This window comes from Salinimicrobium maris (assembly GCF_049680855.1).
GTDB lineage: Bacteria > Bacteroidota > Bacteroidia > Flavobacteriales > Flavobacteriaceae > Salinimicrobium.
Genome location: NZ_JBMPGS010000002.1, coordinates 862,999 through 880,189 on the forward strand (window position 1 = coordinate 862,999; position 17,191 = coordinate 880,189).

At 40.1% G+C, this 17,191-nt stretch carries 15 protein-coding genes; 3 read left to right on the top strand and 12 right to left on the bottom strand.

The window, feature by feature from the left end:
• Positions 1–37 precede the first annotated feature (37 nt).
• Together ACOV1Q_RS09440 and ACOV1Q_RS09445 are read left to right on the top strand one after the other, a co-directional pair.
• Entirely contained in the window at positions 38–1,063 is a 1,026-nt protein-coding gene (locus tag ACOV1Q_RS09440) for a nucleoid-associated protein (protein WP_159039955.1), read from the top strand.
• Complete coding sequence (locus ACOV1Q_RS09445) at positions 1,050–2,252, top strand: hypothetical protein (protein WP_265164255.1); 1,203 nt, start codon at positions 1,050–1,052, stop codon at positions 2,250–2,252. Before ACOV1Q_RS09440 ends, ACOV1Q_RS09445 begins: the two co-directional genes overlap by 14 nt.
• 45 nt (positions 2,253–2,297) lie before the next feature.
• Here ACOV1Q_RS09445 and ACOV1Q_RS09450 read toward each other — a convergent pair whose 3' ends face one another.
• The 7 genes from ACOV1Q_RS09450 to ACOV1Q_RS09480 form a co-directional block, all read right to left on the bottom strand.
• The gene (locus tag ACOV1Q_RS09450; protein WP_424494135.1) at positions 2,298–2,489 is read right to left on the bottom strand and encodes a hypothetical protein; all 192 of its coding nucleotides are present in this window, start codon (positions 2,487–2,489) and stop codon (positions 2,298–2,300) included.
• Positions 2,486–4,069: a type IV secretory system conjugative DNA transfer family protein gene (locus tag ACOV1Q_RS09455; RefSeq protein ID WP_424494136.1), complete on the bottom strand. Its 1,584-nt coding sequence runs from the start codon at positions 4,067–4,069 to the stop codon at positions 2,486–2,488. The genes ACOV1Q_RS09450 and ACOV1Q_RS09455 overlap by 4 nt, the downstream gene beginning before the upstream one ends.
• 13 nt (positions 4,070–4,082) lie before the next feature.
• A complete protein-coding gene (gene mobB, locus ACOV1Q_RS09460; protein WP_424494137.1) occupies positions 4,083–5,114 on the bottom strand; it encodes a MobB family relaxase in 1,032 nt (343 codons plus the stop codon).
• Between the two features lie 10 nt (positions 5,115–5,124).
• A complete protein-coding gene (locus tag ACOV1Q_RS09465) occupies positions 5,125–5,505 on the bottom strand; it encodes a BfmA/BtgA family mobilization protein (protein WP_424494138.1) in 381 nt (126 codons plus the stop codon).
• 485 nt (positions 5,506–5,990) lie between these two features.
• Entirely contained in the window at positions 5,991–6,155 is a 165-nt protein-coding gene (locus ACOV1Q_RS09470) for a hypothetical protein (RefSeq protein ID WP_265164261.1), read from the bottom strand.
• An 11-nt stretch (positions 6,156–6,166) separates the two neighbouring features.
• Positions 6,167–6,616 carry a JAB domain-containing protein gene (locus ACOV1Q_RS09475; RefSeq protein WP_424494139.1) on the bottom strand — a complete coding sequence of 150 codons (450 nt, stop codon included), beginning with the start codon at positions 6,614–6,616 and terminating at the stop codon, positions 6,167–6,169.
• 72 nt (positions 6,617–6,688) lie between these two features.
• Positions 6,689–7,045 carry a single-stranded DNA-binding protein gene (locus ACOV1Q_RS09480; RefSeq protein ID WP_424494140.1) on the bottom strand — a complete coding sequence of 119 codons (357 nt, stop codon included), beginning with the start codon at positions 7,043–7,045 and terminating at the stop codon, positions 6,689–6,691.
• A 515-nt stretch (positions 7,046–7,560) separates the two neighbouring features.
• On the opposite strand from ACOV1Q_RS09480, the gene ACOV1Q_RS09485 reads away from it, so the two are divergent.
• Positions 7,561–7,701, top strand: a complete 141-nt coding sequence (locus ACOV1Q_RS09485; protein ID WP_424494141.1) for a hypothetical protein — start codon at positions 7,561–7,563, stop codon at positions 7,699–7,701.
• 310 nt (positions 7,702–8,011) lie between these two features.
• Here the strand turns inward: ACOV1Q_RS09485 and hutU are convergent, their stop codons facing one another.
• The 5 genes from hutU to ACOV1Q_RS09510 form a co-directional block, all read right to left on the bottom strand.
• Complete coding sequence (gene hutU / locus ACOV1Q_RS09490; protein ID WP_424494142.1) at positions 8,012–10,048, bottom strand: urocanate hydratase; 2,037 nt, start codon at positions 10,046–10,048, stop codon at positions 8,012–8,014.
• A gap of 11 nt (positions 10,049–10,059) precedes the next feature.
• On the bottom strand, positions 10,060–11,583 hold the full coding sequence (gene hutH, locus ACOV1Q_RS09495) for a histidine ammonia-lyase (protein WP_168137838.1): 1,524 nt from the start codon (positions 11,581–11,583) through the stop codon (positions 10,060–10,062).
• Positions 11,584–11,753: 170 nt separating this feature from the next.
• Complete coding sequence (locus tag ACOV1Q_RS09500) at positions 11,754–12,482, bottom strand: PepSY domain-containing protein (RefSeq protein ID WP_168025742.1); 729 nt, start codon at positions 12,480–12,482, stop codon at positions 11,754–11,756.
• 71 nt (positions 12,483–12,553) lie between these two features.
• A complete protein-coding gene (locus ACOV1Q_RS09505) occupies positions 12,554–14,002 on the bottom strand; it encodes a RagB/SusD family nutrient uptake outer membrane protein (RefSeq protein ID WP_424494143.1) in 1,449 nt (482 codons plus the stop codon).
• A gap of 16 nt (positions 14,003–14,018) precedes the next feature.
• Positions 14,019–17,099 (bottom strand): SusC/RagA family TonB-linked outer membrane protein, encoded by a 3,081-nt coding sequence (locus ACOV1Q_RS09510; RefSeq protein WP_424494144.1) that lies wholly within the window; start codon positions 17,097–17,099, stop codon positions 14,019–14,021.
• Between the last annotated feature and the right edge of the window lie 92 nt (positions 17,100–17,191).

Below are 17,191 nucleotides of genomic sequence, written 5' to 3' on the forward strand. Positions count from 1 at the left end.
ACATTAGTGGCCCTAAATGATAGAAACCCTCCACTTTATGGAATTAGAAATCCGACAAATTGCCATACATTATTTAGAAAAAGAAGCTAAAAAAACGATGGCTGATATTGATTACTCCGACCAGCCGTTGGAAAAAAATGAATTTGCTTTAAATCTTATTGAACAAGTCCATAAGGCAGTAAATATCAGTCCAAGCTTAAAAAATGCATCCTTTAAAGAAGATGAAGAAAATAAATTTACCCTTACACTAAAGGATTATATAGAAAATCCATCAGATGATAATTTTTCCTCATTTACACATTCTTTAGATATATTGAGAGAAAAGGTTGCCAAAGAACCTTTTGCGGTAGGGGGATATTATCTCTTCGCGGATTATACTATTCAAAAAGTCAGATATCTTTCAGTAATACTGCTTAGAAAAAAATCCGGGATAAACATTATTAAAAAGGAAGGGGCTTACGTTTTAGATAGTACTGAAAACATAAATATTGAGAAAATAGCGATGGGAGTGAGGCTTAACTTCAGTATCTACAATTCCCAATCAGATGATCGCAATTATTTAGCTTTAATAACCACTCAACAAGACGGGGAAGTGTCAGGTTATTTTAAAGATTGGGTACTTGCAGCAGGCTTAATTAAGAATTCTGTAAATACTGAAAACATGATTAAGCTAATTAAAACAATTCCTTTACCAGTGGACGAAGAGGGCAAAGAACTTTTTAGTCGCGGAGAATTCAATAAAGCTATATTTGAGCAGGTAAACAATAGAAAAGATAAGCGTGTTAATTTATTTGAACTAGGGGCTACTTTCTATGGCGAAGAAAACAGAAATTCTCTTCGAGATTTTGCCGATTCTAACGGGATAACTATAGATTCTGAATTCAAAAGAGACGCACCGAAATGGAAATCGTTGATTTCCATAAAGGCATCAGTTCCAGGAATTAATATAAATGTTGACTTTGATCAATTTGGGCAACATGGAGTGCAAATCAAAAATGGTAAGGTGATTATAAATTCCGAAGAACTGGCTAACTCTATGCAGGAGCAATATGATCAATACTAAGACCGGAAATAAAAATATTGATACATTTTTAGAATGTTATAATAAGAACCTTAAATCTGGTTCACCTAGATATGATGGTAGTAGATTGATACTAAATATTAAGTCTGATTTTCAGGAAGCAAAATCAAATATTGAAAATGTTTTTTATGAGGTGAACACGCTGGTGGCAGGTTCAATTGAAATTAAGTTATCTTCTTGTAAAATTACCAATGTCAGCTTTTTTTTTGGCACGAATGATTTTTTTCAAAAATATGACCGCATAAAAAAGAACTTCATTCTTCAAAATATAATTATATTAAATAGTAGCGGACATCATATCCTGAAGAAAGAATATGACACCTATGACGAAGGCAATGCTGTCATTTACAATATTCATGAGTATCATCAAATTTTAGACTACTTCTTACGTACCCCGGAATTTACTCCATATAAGAGCGATACAGATAATCAATTTACCCTGATAAGTAAAACCCACGGCGTATTTAATGTAGGGTACAACTTGCCTGATGTTACTTTCTTTCAGAACGTGAATCTAAACGGCTTATTCAGCCGATTCCAAGAACAATTTGAAAAGAAAGAATTTATACAATTTTTTAAGGAGATTGTAATAGCAGGAGTACATAATACTCCTGAAGAAAATCGATATAATGAAATTATCAGAGAACATAATAGTCTTCTGAATCTCGCTAAAAGAGATTATGAAACCTACGTCTCAAATTTTGCTTTTGATAAAATCAAATCAGAATTTAAAGAAGAGAGAGGGAAATATTTTGAAACTATCGATCGAAATATAGATTCGATTGGTAAGCAAGTAATATCATTCCCTCTTACGTTTGGGGCGACCGTATTCGCAAGTTATAAGGTAAAGGATCAACCTGAATTTCTAATTCTCATACTTGCGGCATATTTACTCTATACGATTATAGCTTTTCTAATCCTAAGAATGACCGCTTATAATGTAAAATGCCTTCGTAAAGACGTTAACGACGAAGAACTAACGATTCAAAAATCTTATGGAGTAATTTATGAGGGGTTCAAATCAGATTTTAAAAAAATCAAGCATAAAATATTAAACCTTCGGTTTATCATTGGTGTGTTATACTTTGTACTCATAATGTTATTACTCCTTTTTACAATTTTCACTTTTTATTATATCGATATAGATTATTTATCCTATTTAATGGAATGAGATCGGTCAATTTAAGCACAGTCAAACTACAATTTAAAGACTCGTTTACACCGCTCTATTTTTCTTAAAATTTTCCACTTGTTCAAAGATTTCCTCACAAATCTTATCTCGTTCTACCGGTGGATAACCATGTTGATCAGGCAATAAAATAAGTCCGAATTTAGGGCCTATTCCATGTCTTTTCTTTTGCTCCAGTCCGGGAATTTTGGAAGAAGGAACCTTTGGGCAAGTCTTCATTTACCAAAAATAGACTTTGCTTCAGAATAAATTCTATCAAAATTCTCCTTTAGTTCAGCCTGCGAAAATATTCTATATTTCTCAGGAAGCTGTCTTGAAATATTAGGAAGTTTGAACTGGACCTTTTTATCCTCCCCATCCGCATAGGTAATAAACTCTCCCTGCTTTAAACGAAAAAAGGCATCTGCCCTTATTTTAGGAATTTCCCGTTCCCCGGTAGTAATACGGGTATCAAAATCAAGGCTGTATCCTCGGTTGATACTGGTAGTTTCTTTTTTCACTATTTCGAAGAAGCGTTCATAATATTTAGCCGTGTCTGGATCATTCACCTTCCCGAAAAATTGATAGGAAAGGTTACTTAAAATCGCTTTACTCGCTTTATCACCATACATCATATCGTTTTGAATCTTGTCCTGCATTACGTAAATGGTCGCTATATCGTAACTTCTCAAGGTAGCCGGAATGCGATGCATATTTAATAACCGAATGGTTGGTGCTTCTTCCATCAACAAGAAAGACGGCTTAGAATTGCGCACACTCATTTGTTTAATAACCATATGGATAATCGCGGCAATAACAGGAGAATAGGAGGTTTCAAATTTAGGATTGTTCACGACTGAGATCACAGCAGGATTTTCCGGATTATTGATATTTAATGGCACTTCATCTGCAGACAGGGCCATAAAAATATTTTGAGTGCTTATGCGTTTCAGAGCATTGGCCAGAGTACTTTTCACTCCAGCAGTCTGTCTTTCAGAATCTTTGCCGCTAATAAACGCATCTGCCATTGCCCTGGATGTCGTGTTGGTCTCTAAAAATTTTATCAGACTATCGGTATCCAAAAATTGGTAAATAGCGATTAAATGGGGTAAAGTGCAAAAGTTAGGATAGGATGTTTTCAGTTTCCAAATCAATCCACCAATCAATCCTTCTGCTGCATCATTAAAAAATTTAGAGGTTCCTGTAGTTCCCGATTCCCGCTGTTCCAGAAGATTTTCAATAAGTACTCTCGAAATCTCATTCACACTCTCTTCGTTTTCAAGATACCGGGGTGCAATGGGATTGACCCTATGAATAATTTTGTCAAAGGAGATAATATGAAAAGGAATATCCGGATTTTTAAATAGCGGGTAGGCTATTTCGGTAAGTTCAAAATCTTTGTAGTCGTGAATAACCCCACAGAAGTTATGTTCCTGGAAATGTTTTAAAAATCCATAAACTACGCTTTCAGTCTTTCCACTTCCAGCAGATCCGATGATAGATGCTCCCCGTTTAATGTTTTCAATTCTAAAAGTTTTTTTATCTGTTTTAAAGGTTACCCGATATTTTTCAGAGATGGTTTGCATTAAATCCGGTTTATGCAGAAAAACGTAAAATACCGTATTGACCAACAATAAAGGACAGCCTAAATAAAGTAATGCTTTTATCGCATTATGAGGATAAAACGTAAAGGCTAGTATTCCAAAGAGCAGCATGATGTTTATCAAAAAGGCATATTTTGATAACCGATACAGTGCGTAAAATACTGAAATTGTCAAAACGATCATTAAAAGTATGTGTAGTGGATTAGCTAGTTGCATTAGACTTTTCCCTTTAGATACCTATTGAACTTGATTTTATAGCGATGTCCACACCACGTCTTAAGCGATTAAATACTTTCATTGCCAGTTGTGCCTGTGTAACCGGAATACTTGGTAACATTGGAACATCACTTTCTTTCATTATTCTAAAGGCAATCGCTCTTTCACTGGTCGGCAATTTCATAAGCGAAGCAAAATAGATTTCAGGATTTCTGATAAAATCCTTGCGAGCCTGATAGGTTTCGGCAAAGTTTCTTTGGTAGCCAAAAGTTCTGTCAAAGGTCTTTTCTGCCCGGTCAAAAAACTTATCCCGGTCGAAGCCCCGTTTTATGTTCTTACCGTGCATCTCGACTTCCGAGGCCTTATGTTTGCTCCCGGGTGAAAGGCTAAAGGTATTGGATACGTCTTTTCTGCTTACGATGATATGGATATGGCTTTGATTTCCTGCCTTTGGCATCCCCTGGACAATTCGCTTCCCGTCTTGTTGCTGCGGAGCCTCCTTTTCCAATCGGTCAATTTTATTCTGCAATAGTTTAATATTGCCTTCAGCTCGCCCCTCTTTAACGTTTCTGATTTCAGTTTTGAGCTGCAATATTTTGGTAGCAAAGGGTTGGTTTTCCCTAATCTGCCAATCCGTTCCCTTAAAAGTTCGTTGGTGTTCTATTTTGGCGTAATATTTTATATCATCGATGTTAATCGGTCTTCCGTTGATTTCCCGATTGAAGGATGCCACATAGTCCTTCATCAGTTCACGGGTGTATCTCTTTAGATCCTCGCTGTTATTCTGTAACCGGTTCAGTTCATATTTGGAAGGACTGACCGTAATCGAATAGAATTTCGGCTCGGTCTTTTTAAGCTTGGCACCATTTCCATCAATTTCCTTTACAACTTCATCCGCTGATATTCCCTCATCATATTGATTGAAAAAATGTTCCATAGCTCCCTGTTCCAAGCCCTGGTTTTCTTTCTCCAGATAGCCCACAAAATCCGCTGAACTTTGTGAGTAATTGTTCCCTAATTTTTGGGGTGTGATGGTGATGTACATAGCTCAAAAATTAGAGTTCGCTGTTGTCGTTTAGCTTTTCCCGAAAACCTACTTCATTCTTTTCTTGAAGGATTTTCTTTTCCAGAATCAAGGGCTTCTTTTTGGGTTCCTCGGTTTGGAAAAGAGATTCCAACATTGCGACGGTGGGTTTGGTCTGGCTCTTTTCCATATCCCTCATAATGGCAATCACCGCATTGATTCGCTTCTTGATTGAAGCTTCGATTGTCCTTCCTGTAGGCCCTAGTTTTTCCTTTGGGGAAATTTCGTTGTAGAAGAAAAAATCGAGCATTGTTGCCATTGCTTCGGTGTGCGATTTGAAGTGTGTTCGTGAAAATTCCTGAAAACGTTTTGCCGTTTCCTTTTTGAACCTGATGCCGATAAATGAGTCCATAATTCGACGATTTGTCGCAAATCCTTCCCTAAAAATGGGCATTCACAGGGCATTTGTCGCAAAGTGTAGAAAGTCGGGAATTTATATTTTTTACAATACGCTGAATATGAGCGTACTAAAAACAGAAAGGAGTGCTTAACATCGCATCGCGTGTTACCCTCTTGCTACTCCTTTTCGTTCGCCACAGGCGAACAAAAATTCCGTACAATTTGGTCAAAAGCCAATTGCCAGTTCCAGGGAAACAATTTCCTGTTATGTATTTTTTGATGGGTACGGTTATCGGCGAAAGTCAAAAAATGGATAACCCTACGTAAAAATAAACGCTGAATTTCAGCGAGATAAATATACTGATTTTTCTTCACTTGAAATTATTTGAACGGAAAAACACCTCCAAAAATTTAGAGGTGCTTTACTGCAAATTTCAGAAAATCAGATGTTGAATATCACAGGATAGAAGTACAATTTTGTAGTGCTTCCCTTCGACTTCACTCAGGACAGGCTTCCTCTACCATCATCTCAAAACAGGTATAATTTTCTCTAAGGTACTTGCTCATATCATCCCCTAATTTTCGTTTCACATCCTTTTTGGAATTCTCCAAAAGTCGGTTTTGGGCTTCTTCGGTCAGGTCTGAAAAATTAAGATAAATCATAAGCTTTGCATTTAAAGCATTCCTTCATCTGCAAAACTGAAATAATTTCCATCAGGTGTCAGGATCAAATGGTCCAATACCTTTATATCAAATAATTCCCCTGCCTTCTTAATTTTTTGGGTCAGGCGTTTATCCGGTTCACTCGGTCTCAAGGTACCGCTCGGATGGTTGTGAGCAAGGATTACAGCCGTGGTAAGGCTTTTGAGTACTACTGCAAATACGATCCTTAAGTCTACCAAGGTGCCGGTAATGCCTCCTGTGGATACCTGATAAATACCTTTTACTTTATTGGCATTGTTCAGCAACATTATTTTAAAGGTTTCGTGCAGTCCGATACTGTTTTTGTCCCATTGTCCGTAAAGGAGTTCGGCTGCATTTTGAGAGGAAGTTATTTTTGGAAGCTGATTTATTTTAAGGCTTCCACTATAACTTATTGCTATTTCGTTAACTTTGATTTCCATTATGATCTGATTTAGAAGGTGAATAATGAAAGAGGGCGAAACTTTCCACTGAGACGCCCTCTTTAGTTTAATTTACTCGGCTGAAGTATTGCCGTTCTTTACGCCTAACAAGAGGATCTCATTGGCTTCCACCTCGGTAACATAGCGTTTAATGCCGTCATTATTCTCGTAACTACGGGATTTCAATTTTCCGCTAATTCCAATTTCCTTACCCTTTCCTGCATACTTCTCAATGATTTCTGCAGTTTTTCCCCAGGCGACTACGGTATGCCATTCTGTATTTTGCACTTTTTCGCCCTTTTCGCTTTTGTAATACTCATTGGTGGCAAGTGAAAAACGGGCTACTTTTTTACCGTTTTCAAGGTTTGTAATGGTTGGTTCCTGACCAACATTTCCAATTAGCTGTACGTGATTTTTGATAGTACTCATAATAAAAGAATTAAAGATTAATTAATAGACTACCTGAACCCTTCAGGCAGTTTTCGTTTATATTTTTTTGAAGTGATTTACTTATTGTATCCTGAGCGTTTTCCTCTTTTTGTTTTTTTGGCCCCGCTTCCTTTTTGATGTTTTTGTACGATTTCATAATGTTCATTTTAGATTTACTTCCCGTAGTGCCGTCGCTGTTACCTTTTTTTGTTGCTTATACATTTTCAATATTTGGAATTGGTAAGGACTTATAAAAAGGAGGTACGACTGGCTTATGCAGTCCGTTCAACTTTCAAATGTTGGTATTTTGCTTACAAAAAAAGGGAAGGGACAGTGACGGCGCGGAAGTTGGTCTAAAGTCCTTATGTGAAGTACAAAAACATTGGAAGCGGGGCCAAATGCAAGGATGGATATCCGATTAAGCGGACTCCATTTCCGATTTTGTAGTGAGAATGTAGCATTTCGTTTCGGCGTAGCAGAACGATTAGCGAAATGGAAAGGAAAAATTGGGGATGGTGTCCAAGATATATTTAGGAAAGCTCTTTGCCCGAAATGCAGCTTTTCGCGAAATAGAGCGGCAATGTGCTGACGGGCTTATGAAAACGGCTTACCCTCCTGAAGTAGGATTTAAAGCCGACTTGACTTCAAAGATGTAGATTTTGAATGAAGTTAGCCGCTTTCCGCAATTTTCACAGAAAGAATTAACTTCAGAATCAAACCCTTAACCCCTTAAAAATAAAAAACCCCGAAATGTTACCTTCGGGATTCTATTCATTTTTGTGTTACAGGAAATGAGAATAGTGGTCTTGCAATTTGTTGTTATAAGGATGTAACTTCAGATAAAAAGCCAAACTGCTCTATTTTATCCAAAATTAGTATATTAATAAATGAAACGGGGCTCTGCATGTTATCCTACTGCTATTCTCCCCTTATTTTGGAATTACATAATCTTACTATTTGTTGTATTTAAAAAAGGCATTCATCTACCACATGTGGTAAAGTGATTTTTAATTTGGGTTCTGCTTCCATGGCCCTTTTTATGGCAAACATTGCACCTTCGTTTCGTGCCCAGGATCTTCTGGCAATTCCATTATTTACATCCCAATGCAACATAGATTTGAGACGTCTTTCCGACTCTTTGTCTCCCTGGAGAACCATACCGAATCCGCCGTTTATCACTTCTCCCCAGCCAACTCCGCCGCCGTTATGAATACTTACCCAGGTCGCACCTCTAAAGCTGTCACCTATAACATTCTGAATAGCCATGTCTGCGGTATAACGGGAGCCGTCGTAGATATTGGAGGTTTCTCTGTAAGGAGAATCTGTTCCCGAAACATCATGGTGATCCCGGCCCAAAATTATAGGTCCAATTTCCCCTTTTCCGATAGCCTTATTAAAAGCACGTGCTATCTCGATGCGGCCTTCGGCATCGGCATAAAGGATTCTGGCCTGTGAGCCTACTACCAGCCTATTGGCGCGCGCACCTTCTATCCATTTGATATTATCCTGCATTTGCTGCTGAATCTCCTGGGGCGCTTCTTGTTTTAACTGCTGAAGCACCTCTCGCGCAATTTCATCTGTTCGTTCTAAATCTTCTTCTTTTCCGGAAGCGCAAACCCAGCGGAAAGGTCCGAAGCCATAGTCAAAGCACACGGGTCCCATGATATCCTGTACGTAACTGGGGTAAGCGAATTCCTTATCGTCGCCGCCTGAAGTCCCGCTTATGAAATTTCCATCCTCATCCTTGAAAATCCTGGCTCCGGCTCGAGAGGCTTCCAGTAAAAAGGCGTTTCCGTAATCAAAGAAGTACGTGCCTTTCTTGGTATGGCGGTTGATAGCTTCAGTTTGCCTACGCAGGCTTTCCCTTACCTTATCCCTAAATCTTTCAGGATCTTTGCTCATCATCTCTTTCGATTCTTCCAGAGTTAATCCAGCGGGATAATAACCACCGGCCCACGGATTGTGAAGAGAGGTCTGGTCGCTTCCCAAATCGATATGTATGTCTGCCTCGTCAAATTTTTCCCAAACGTCTACTACATTTCCTAAATAGGCGAAGGAGATGGTTTTGCCTTCAGCTTTTGCGGCAGTAACTTTATTCACCAGCACGTCAAGGTCCTCAACAACTTCATCCACCCATCCCTGAGAATGACGAGTATGAACTGCTTTTGGATTTACCTCGGCACAAACAGTGATGCAGCCGGCAATGTTTCCGGCTTTGGGCTGAGCGCCGCTCATGCCTCCCAATCCCGAGGTAACAAATAGAGAACCCTCTCCTAAATTGTCATTTTTGATACCTCTGGTTTCGGCGATCTTTCTCAAGGCGTTGAGCACCGTGATCGTTGTGCCATGGACAATTCCCTGCGGACCAATGTACATATAGCTGCCGGCAGTCATCTGGCCATACTGGGTTACTCCCAGTGCATTGAATTTCTCCCAGTCATCCTGCTTTGAATAATTCGGGATCATCATACCATTGGTCACAACTACGCGGGGCGCATCTTTATGAGAAGGAAAAAGCCCCAGCGGGTGGCCGGAGTTCATGACAAGCGTCTGTTCTTCGGTCATTTCCGCCAGGTATTTCATCACGAGCCTGTACTGCGCCCAGTTCTGAAAAACTGCTCCGTTACCACCGTAAGTAATTAACTCATGCGGATGCTGGGCCACTTTAGGATCGAGGTTGTTTTGGATCATCAGCATAATAGCCTTTGCCTGCTCGCACTTTCCCGGATATTCAGAAATGGACCGCGCATACATCGCATAATCGGGACGCAGGCGGTACATATAGATCCTACCATAGGTCTCCAGCTCATGGCGAAATTCCGATATCAGTTCTTCGTGATGTTGTTTCTCAAAATACCTGAGTGCATTGCGCAGGGCGAGCTTCTTTTCTTCGGGACTTAATATATCTTTTCTTTTTGGAGCGTGATTTACTTTGGATTCATAAGGTTTTGCCGTAGGCAGCTCATTTGGAATACCTTCTAAAATTTTATCTTTGAAATTCATTTCTAAAGTGGTTAGTAATTGTTGTGGTTGATTTTTTCTTCCATCTTACCTATTGCTATCTCAGTAAGGAATTGCCGGGCAGCAGCAATATGCTTGTACATTATCTCATCTTTTTCCAGGATGGGGACCTGAGATCGAAAGCCTTCTAAAAAGGTTTCCAGTACTGGAGACGTTTTTTCCGGTTCTCTAAAATGAAGTGCCTGGGAAGCATTAAATAATTCAATCGCCAGAATATTCAGAACATTTCCAGTAATCTTTAAGAGTTTTGTCGCTGCATTGGCTCCCATACTGACGTGGTCTTCCTGCCCATTAGACGAAACAATTGAATCTATACTGGCAGGGGTAGCGTATTGCTTGTTCTGGCTTACCAGACTGGCGGCAGAATACTGTGTGATCATGAAACCACTGTTAAGACCGGGATCTTTCACTAAAAAAGCAGGAAGATCCCTTGTGCCAGAGATCAACTGGTAAGTTCTTCGTTCAGAAATATTTCCTAATTCTGCCATGGCAATTGCGAGATAATCTAGTGCCAGGGCCAAAGGTTGCCCGTGAAAATTCCCTCCCGAAATAATCTTGTCTGCTTTAACAAAAATGTTAGGATTATCGGTAACTGAATTCACCTCCGTAAGAATCACCTTTTCCACAAAGGCTAAGGTGTCCTTACTGGCTCCATGGACTTGTGGAATACATCTAAAGGAATAAGGATCCTGCACATTGTTTTTCTTTTTTGAAGAAATTTCACTTCCTTTCAAAACATTCCTAATTCTTTGTGCAGTCCTAATCTGTCCGGCATGCGGCCGGATCTCATGCACCAGCGAGTCAAAAGGTGACATATTACAGTAAAAAGAATCTACTGAGGTAGCGCCAATAACATCTGCCAAAAAGCATAATCTGTGGGACTCTAATAGAGCATAAATTCCATGTGCCGCCATGAATTGAGTCCCATTGAGGAGAGCCAGCCCTTCTTTGGCCTGCAAAGTGAGTCTCTTCCAGCCCAATTGATCAAGCACCTCTAGTGCCTTTCTCCTTCTCCCTTTGTAGTAAACCTCTCCCTCGCCCAGTAAAGGCAGAGAAAGATGAGCTAAAGGTGCCAGGTCACCCGAGGCTCCGAGAGATCCCTGTTCATAAACCACGGGAAGAACATCATTATTGTACATTTCAATTAGCCGCTCCACCGTTTTAAGTCTGACTCCGGAATTACCGTAACTAAGGGATTGAATCTTTAAAAACAACATTAGTTTTACAAGTAATTTATTAATTGCTTCCCCGGTACCACAAGCGTGGGACCTGACAAGGTTTTCCTGTAATTCTTCCAGTCGTGCTGAAGAGATAGGAACATTACACAAAGAACCGAAGCCAGTATTAATACCATAAATCGGCTCTTCATTATTTTTTAGGTGGTTTTCCAGGTATTCCCGGGATACAGTTATAAGACTTCTAGAACTTTCACTTAATCTAAGTTTTTTTTCTTTCTGAACGATTTCCCTAATCTGTTCCAGATCTAGAGAATCAGGCGATATAAAATGAATACACATTGCTTTATTTTTTCGAACGTCTCTTAAAAGGAAAGGAACAAACAAATTGTTTCCTGACTTACAATCCAGCTAATAAAAAAGGCTGTCTTTTGACAGCCTTTTTGGCTAATTCAATTCTATCCTTGAAAGAGTAGTAATGGATCCGCCAGGGGGATCCAGGTTAATAATAATTAAACACGAGCTTTCTTTTTCTTTTTCTTCTTAGGATTAATAATTTTCCTAATAGTGGGGGAAGATATGTACCAAAGCACAAATCCGCTCAATACGGTGATTAATCCCAGTAAAGAGAAGGCTCTCAGAACAAAGTTATTGAAGTCATCCCTGCCATCATAATCCATGGTGTGGGTCATCCAGAGGAAATCGAACCACCGCCAGTCCCTGTGTCTCAATGTCCTAAAAGTTCCATCAGCAATGGATACATATGCTCGAATATTTTCGGGAGTGTTATAAGAAATCACATATGCGGGCAGAGGGCCACTGCGATATTCATGGTGATCACCGGTTTCAGTTATCCTCTCCACATTTTCTACTTCCAAACCATCTATCATATTCTGGTCTGCTATAGATAGAGCTTCAGCTTCTGTTAAACCCATTTTCATTTCACCGGTACGGGCATTATGTAACATACTGTGATTGATCCAGTAGTAGGGATCTCCGGCGATCTCCTTCAGTTCGACAGAATGCACCTTCATTCCTGACGATTCCGATGGACTTAAAAGCCCTTCAAAACTCGAGTGATTCATTTCAGTCTTTCGATATTGATCTCCATGGATCTCGTCTATATCAGTCCAACTGAAGTATAATCCGCTCACGGTCCACATAATGAATTGTAGTCCTAGAAATATTCCCAAGTACCTATGGGCCTGTCTAATTTTTAAGGCTGTTTGTCTTCTTACCATTATTACATTGTTAAAGGAGATTAGAGGCTTTTTCTTAAGATCTCATCTCCTGAATTGAAAATTTATTTGTTTTAATATCCTTCTGTTTGATCCATTCCCGAAGCTTGTATTTCACTCGCAGGGATAGGACAGATTGTTCTGTTATCACTCGCCGGGATATCAAGATTGGCTGCATCTACTCCTGTATTCACATGTTCATCTACCGGACGAATAATGGCTTGTCCTCTGCGAATATAGTCGTATACGCCATGACCCTCCAAGGCCAGCTCCCTTCTCCTCTCTTCGGCAATTTTTTCTTTAAGAGCTTCCCCCGTTTCGGTTACACGATGGGAAGCAAAGTTGGTTGTTCTGTTTTCAATAAGTGTATTCAAATAGTTCAAAGCTTCAGATTCACCTCCGCCGGCACCGTGCGCAGCTGCTTCTGCTGCAATTAAATACATTTCGGACAACCTGAGAACAGGAATATTGTGAGCACTCAGCCCTCCGCCTTCGCTTCTGTTAGTATATTTTACAAAAGCCTGCTGTGTACCTTCCTTATCCTCCTCGAGGAGAGCGGCGCGCGGATCATTTTCATATGCCCCCAACAAATCCTCAAAGGTCTTAGTGGCAATAACATCTCCCTGCCCACCGTCTTTCACGTCAAACTGGGCTCCAAGACCATTACTCCCTAAAGAGTTCTGGCTGGTGATACTCAACTCAAATAATGATTCAGAATTATAGTCAGTGAAGACATAAGAATCTACACCCATAAGATTGGATTCTCCTCTGGCTGCAATTACTTGCTCAGCATAATTTAGAGCATTCTCCCAGTCTTGTTTGTATAAATAAACTCTGGCCAGTAAAGCTTTCACACCTGTTTTGGTAAGGTATTTAGTACTACCCTGCTCCCAGGTATTTTCCTCCAGGAGATCATGTGCCGTTTGGAGATCAAGAAGAATCTGGTCATAAGTTTCTCCCAGGGAGCTTCTTTCAACCACAACTTCTTCCGAGGAAAGTTTAAGAGGCAGGCCTTGTGAAGAAGCACCGGCCCTTATCCAGGGGTAGGCAAAAGTTCTGGCGAGGTCAAAATAGACCATTCCTCGAAGGCCTAAAGCCTCTCCAAGGATTTCCTGTTTTGCAGCAGCATTGCCTTCAGCTGCATCTATGTTGGCAATGATGAGATTGAGGTTGTTTATCGCTTTAAAAGACTGTCTCCAAAGCTCTTCACAGCTTCCACTATTGTTCGCGCTTTCTTCGTATTTATAAGCAATAGATTCGTAATCCCTTGGATTAAAAGTGGTTTTTACAAACCTGAAATCTGTTCCTTTAACAGCCGCTCTTTTATACAAAACCCTTCCCAGATATGTATTCCGGGAAACTTCATTGTAGGTACCGATTAGTAATTTATCCAGCTTTTCTACAGAATTAAGGACCAGATTTTCAGAAATAACATGGTCTGGTGTTTGGGTGAGTACATCCTCGCTACATCCCTGAAGGGATAGTATACCTAGGATCACTAATGTGTTTTTTAATATTTTCATTTTCTTGCTTTTTAGTCTAAAATTGTAATTGAAGTCCCAGCATTAAGGTTCTTGCTGTTGGTACCTGGAAGAAATTCACTCCATCGACAACTGCCTCGGGATCATATCCGTCAAGTTCTGTCAACAGCAGTAAGTTGTCCCCCTGCACATAAACAGATCCGCCTTTTATAGTATTCCACATTGCCGGGAGCCTATAACTCAGCTTCACGTTCTTTAACTTCAAGTAATCTGAATCATAGAGGTGCCTTGTGGACACATCATTGGAAAAAGTTGGATTTCCGTTGATCCTGATCGGCACAGTAGCATCTGTATTATTAGGATTCCAAGGACTTAACTGAGCCACCGTATTGGTGAACTGTGGAGCGTAACCGTCATCATCCCTTTTAAAGGCTGTTCGGTCATACACCTTTCCTCCCATTCCAAATGTGAATAAGAAATCGAGAGAAAAGTTCTTATAATTGAACTCGTTAAAGAAGCCTCCTTGTAAATCCTGCAGAGCATCCCCGAAAATACCAAAACCTGCACTCTGGGCATCTGTTGTAATTTCTCCGGTTCTTTCCCCGTTTTCCAGCACGTAATACTGGGCCATTCCTGTCTCAGGGTCTACTCCTGCATACTCTCTCAGGTAGAAAGAATAAATACTCTCTCCCTCTTTGATGATCAAAGGATCCTGCCCATATCTTGAACTATAAGTAGATACGATAGTATTTTTCAGTTTCGTGATCTCATTGTCAAGAATAGTGAGATTCGCACTGGTTCTCCAGGAGAAATTGTCATTAGTATAAGGTGTATAACCGATTTCAAATTCCCAACCCTTATTCACCATTTCTCCATAGTTCTGTAGTTGGGTCAGGAAACCTGTTGTAGAAGAAACTGGTACATTCAACAACAGATCTTCTGTCTTTTTATGAAAGTAATTCACAGAAAGATCAAATTCGCTGAAGAGGTTAAGATCTATTCCCAAATTAAAATTTTTACTTTGTTCCCAAGAAAGGTCTGGGTTTTGCAGTTGCCCGTAAGACAGACCTGATTCTCCTCCGTACCCTTTCCCGTCAGTTTCAAAAAATGCCAAAGCTGCGTAATACTGGGGAGGCAGATTCCCGTTTGTCCCGTAACTACCTCTAAACTTTAAATAATCCAAACCATCAACATCTAATAAGCTTTCTTCAGTTACGACCCAGGCGCCAGACACTGACCAAAAAGTTCCCCATCGGGCATCTTTTCCGAATCTTGAAGATCCGTCTCTTCTAAAACTGGACGAGAGATAATATTTTTGGTTATAGTTATAAGCCACCTGTGAGAAATAGGAGAGTAAAGAGTAATTTTCTGCATAACCAGTATGCGACCATAGAGCACCAATACTACTTGCCGACAGTAATTCACTGTCGAGAACGTCATAACCATATACATTGATAGAATTCATCTCAGAAACCTGCGACTCCTGACCGAGCAGAACGTCCAACCCATGGTTCCCATACATTTTATTATAGTTTAGAATGTTCGAAATAGTGTATTGGAAAACTTCACTTTTTACACGATTAAGAACTCCATTCCAGATGCCACCCCCTGCACCAAACTCTTTATTGTCATACAGGGTTTCATCTATTGCTTGCTGGTCTATTCCAAATGTGGTCTTGAAACTTAGGGGATCTATAATTTGAAATTCTGCAGAAGCATCTCCTCTGACACGGAATTCCTTATTTTCATACTCACCCACTTTTAGAACACCTATAGGATTTGCATTTTTTTCTATCTCATTCGGGAGGTTAGCAAATCCTCCATACCCCTCTGGATCATAAATGGGGGCAGCAGGGGGCAGCACTCTCGCCATGTACAACGGGTTCAGGCCTCCCGCATAAGTTCCGTCGATGTTAGCTGCATCCCTTTCAGATTTGGCCACAGAAAGATTAACTCCTAATGTAATCCAGTCCTTTGCCTGGTTCTCAAGATTTACACGACCTGAATATCGTTTCAACCCGGTCTCTATTATTGTCCCTGACTGATCGAGATAATTTCCTGAAACAAAAAAAGAAGTGTTTTCATTTCCGCCCCTGGCCGAGAGATTATATTTTCTCATGAAGCCGGTCTGGTAGATAGCATCCATCCAATCTGCGTTGGCGTTTGTAGTTCCGTAGATATTCTGGTAATCGCTTACAGCCTGACTCTGGTATGTACTATACAAGCTATTGTCGGCATACACTCTTTTGAATTCGGCATTCTCGTTATTCTGAATATATTGGTTTATTTGCCCTTCTATCCACAGATCTTTGAACTGCTCATTGTTGATCAGCTTTTCCTCGGTAAGATTCTCACTCCAACCGGTTTCTACTCCAAGAGCAATTTCAGTCTCCCCTCTTTTACCTTTCTTGGTAGTGATGATCACCACTCCATTAGCCGCCCTTGAACCATAAAGAGAAGAAGCTGCAGCATCCTTGAGAACCGTTATACTCTTAATATCTTCCGAATTGATAGTAGACAAAGGGTTATAACCCGTACTTCCGGTCATAAAATCACCCGCCCTCAAATTTGAATCAGTATTTATCACCACCCCGTCGAGAACGTACAGAGGCTGAGTTGAACCACTTATAGATCCAATCCCCCGAATTTGCACATTAGACTGACCTCCAGGCTGGCCTGAAGTAGAAATATTTACCCCTGAAACCTTTCCCTGTAAGGCCGTTTCAAAACTGGCAGTAGCCCCTCTAGTCACAGCTTCATTGGTGACTGTTTCTGCCGCTCCTGTAAAACTTCGTTTGTTGGCTGAACCATAAGCTACCACCATAACTTCATCGAGCGATTCGGCGCTTTTCACCATTTCTACGTTAATCACATTAGACGCACCAATGGTCTTGTTAACTATTTTCTTTCCGATATAGCTAAAGTTAAGAACATCTCCCACCTGTGCCGTTATTGAATATTCCCCGTCGAAGTTAGTTTGGGTTCCATTGGTTGTATTTTTCACCATCACATTCACTCCGGGAATAGGCATGCCATTCTCGTCGCTCACAGTTCCGGTAACTGTTTTTTCCTGGGCATAAGATAACTGCCCTACTAACCCTGCACACAGGGTTAGTATCAATAAAATTTTACTTTTCATAAAGTGAGTTGTTTTAAAATTGGATAATCTGAAATAAAGTTGGGAAGATATCAGCGCATACATTTAATGTACAGCCGAATCTCCATAAGCAT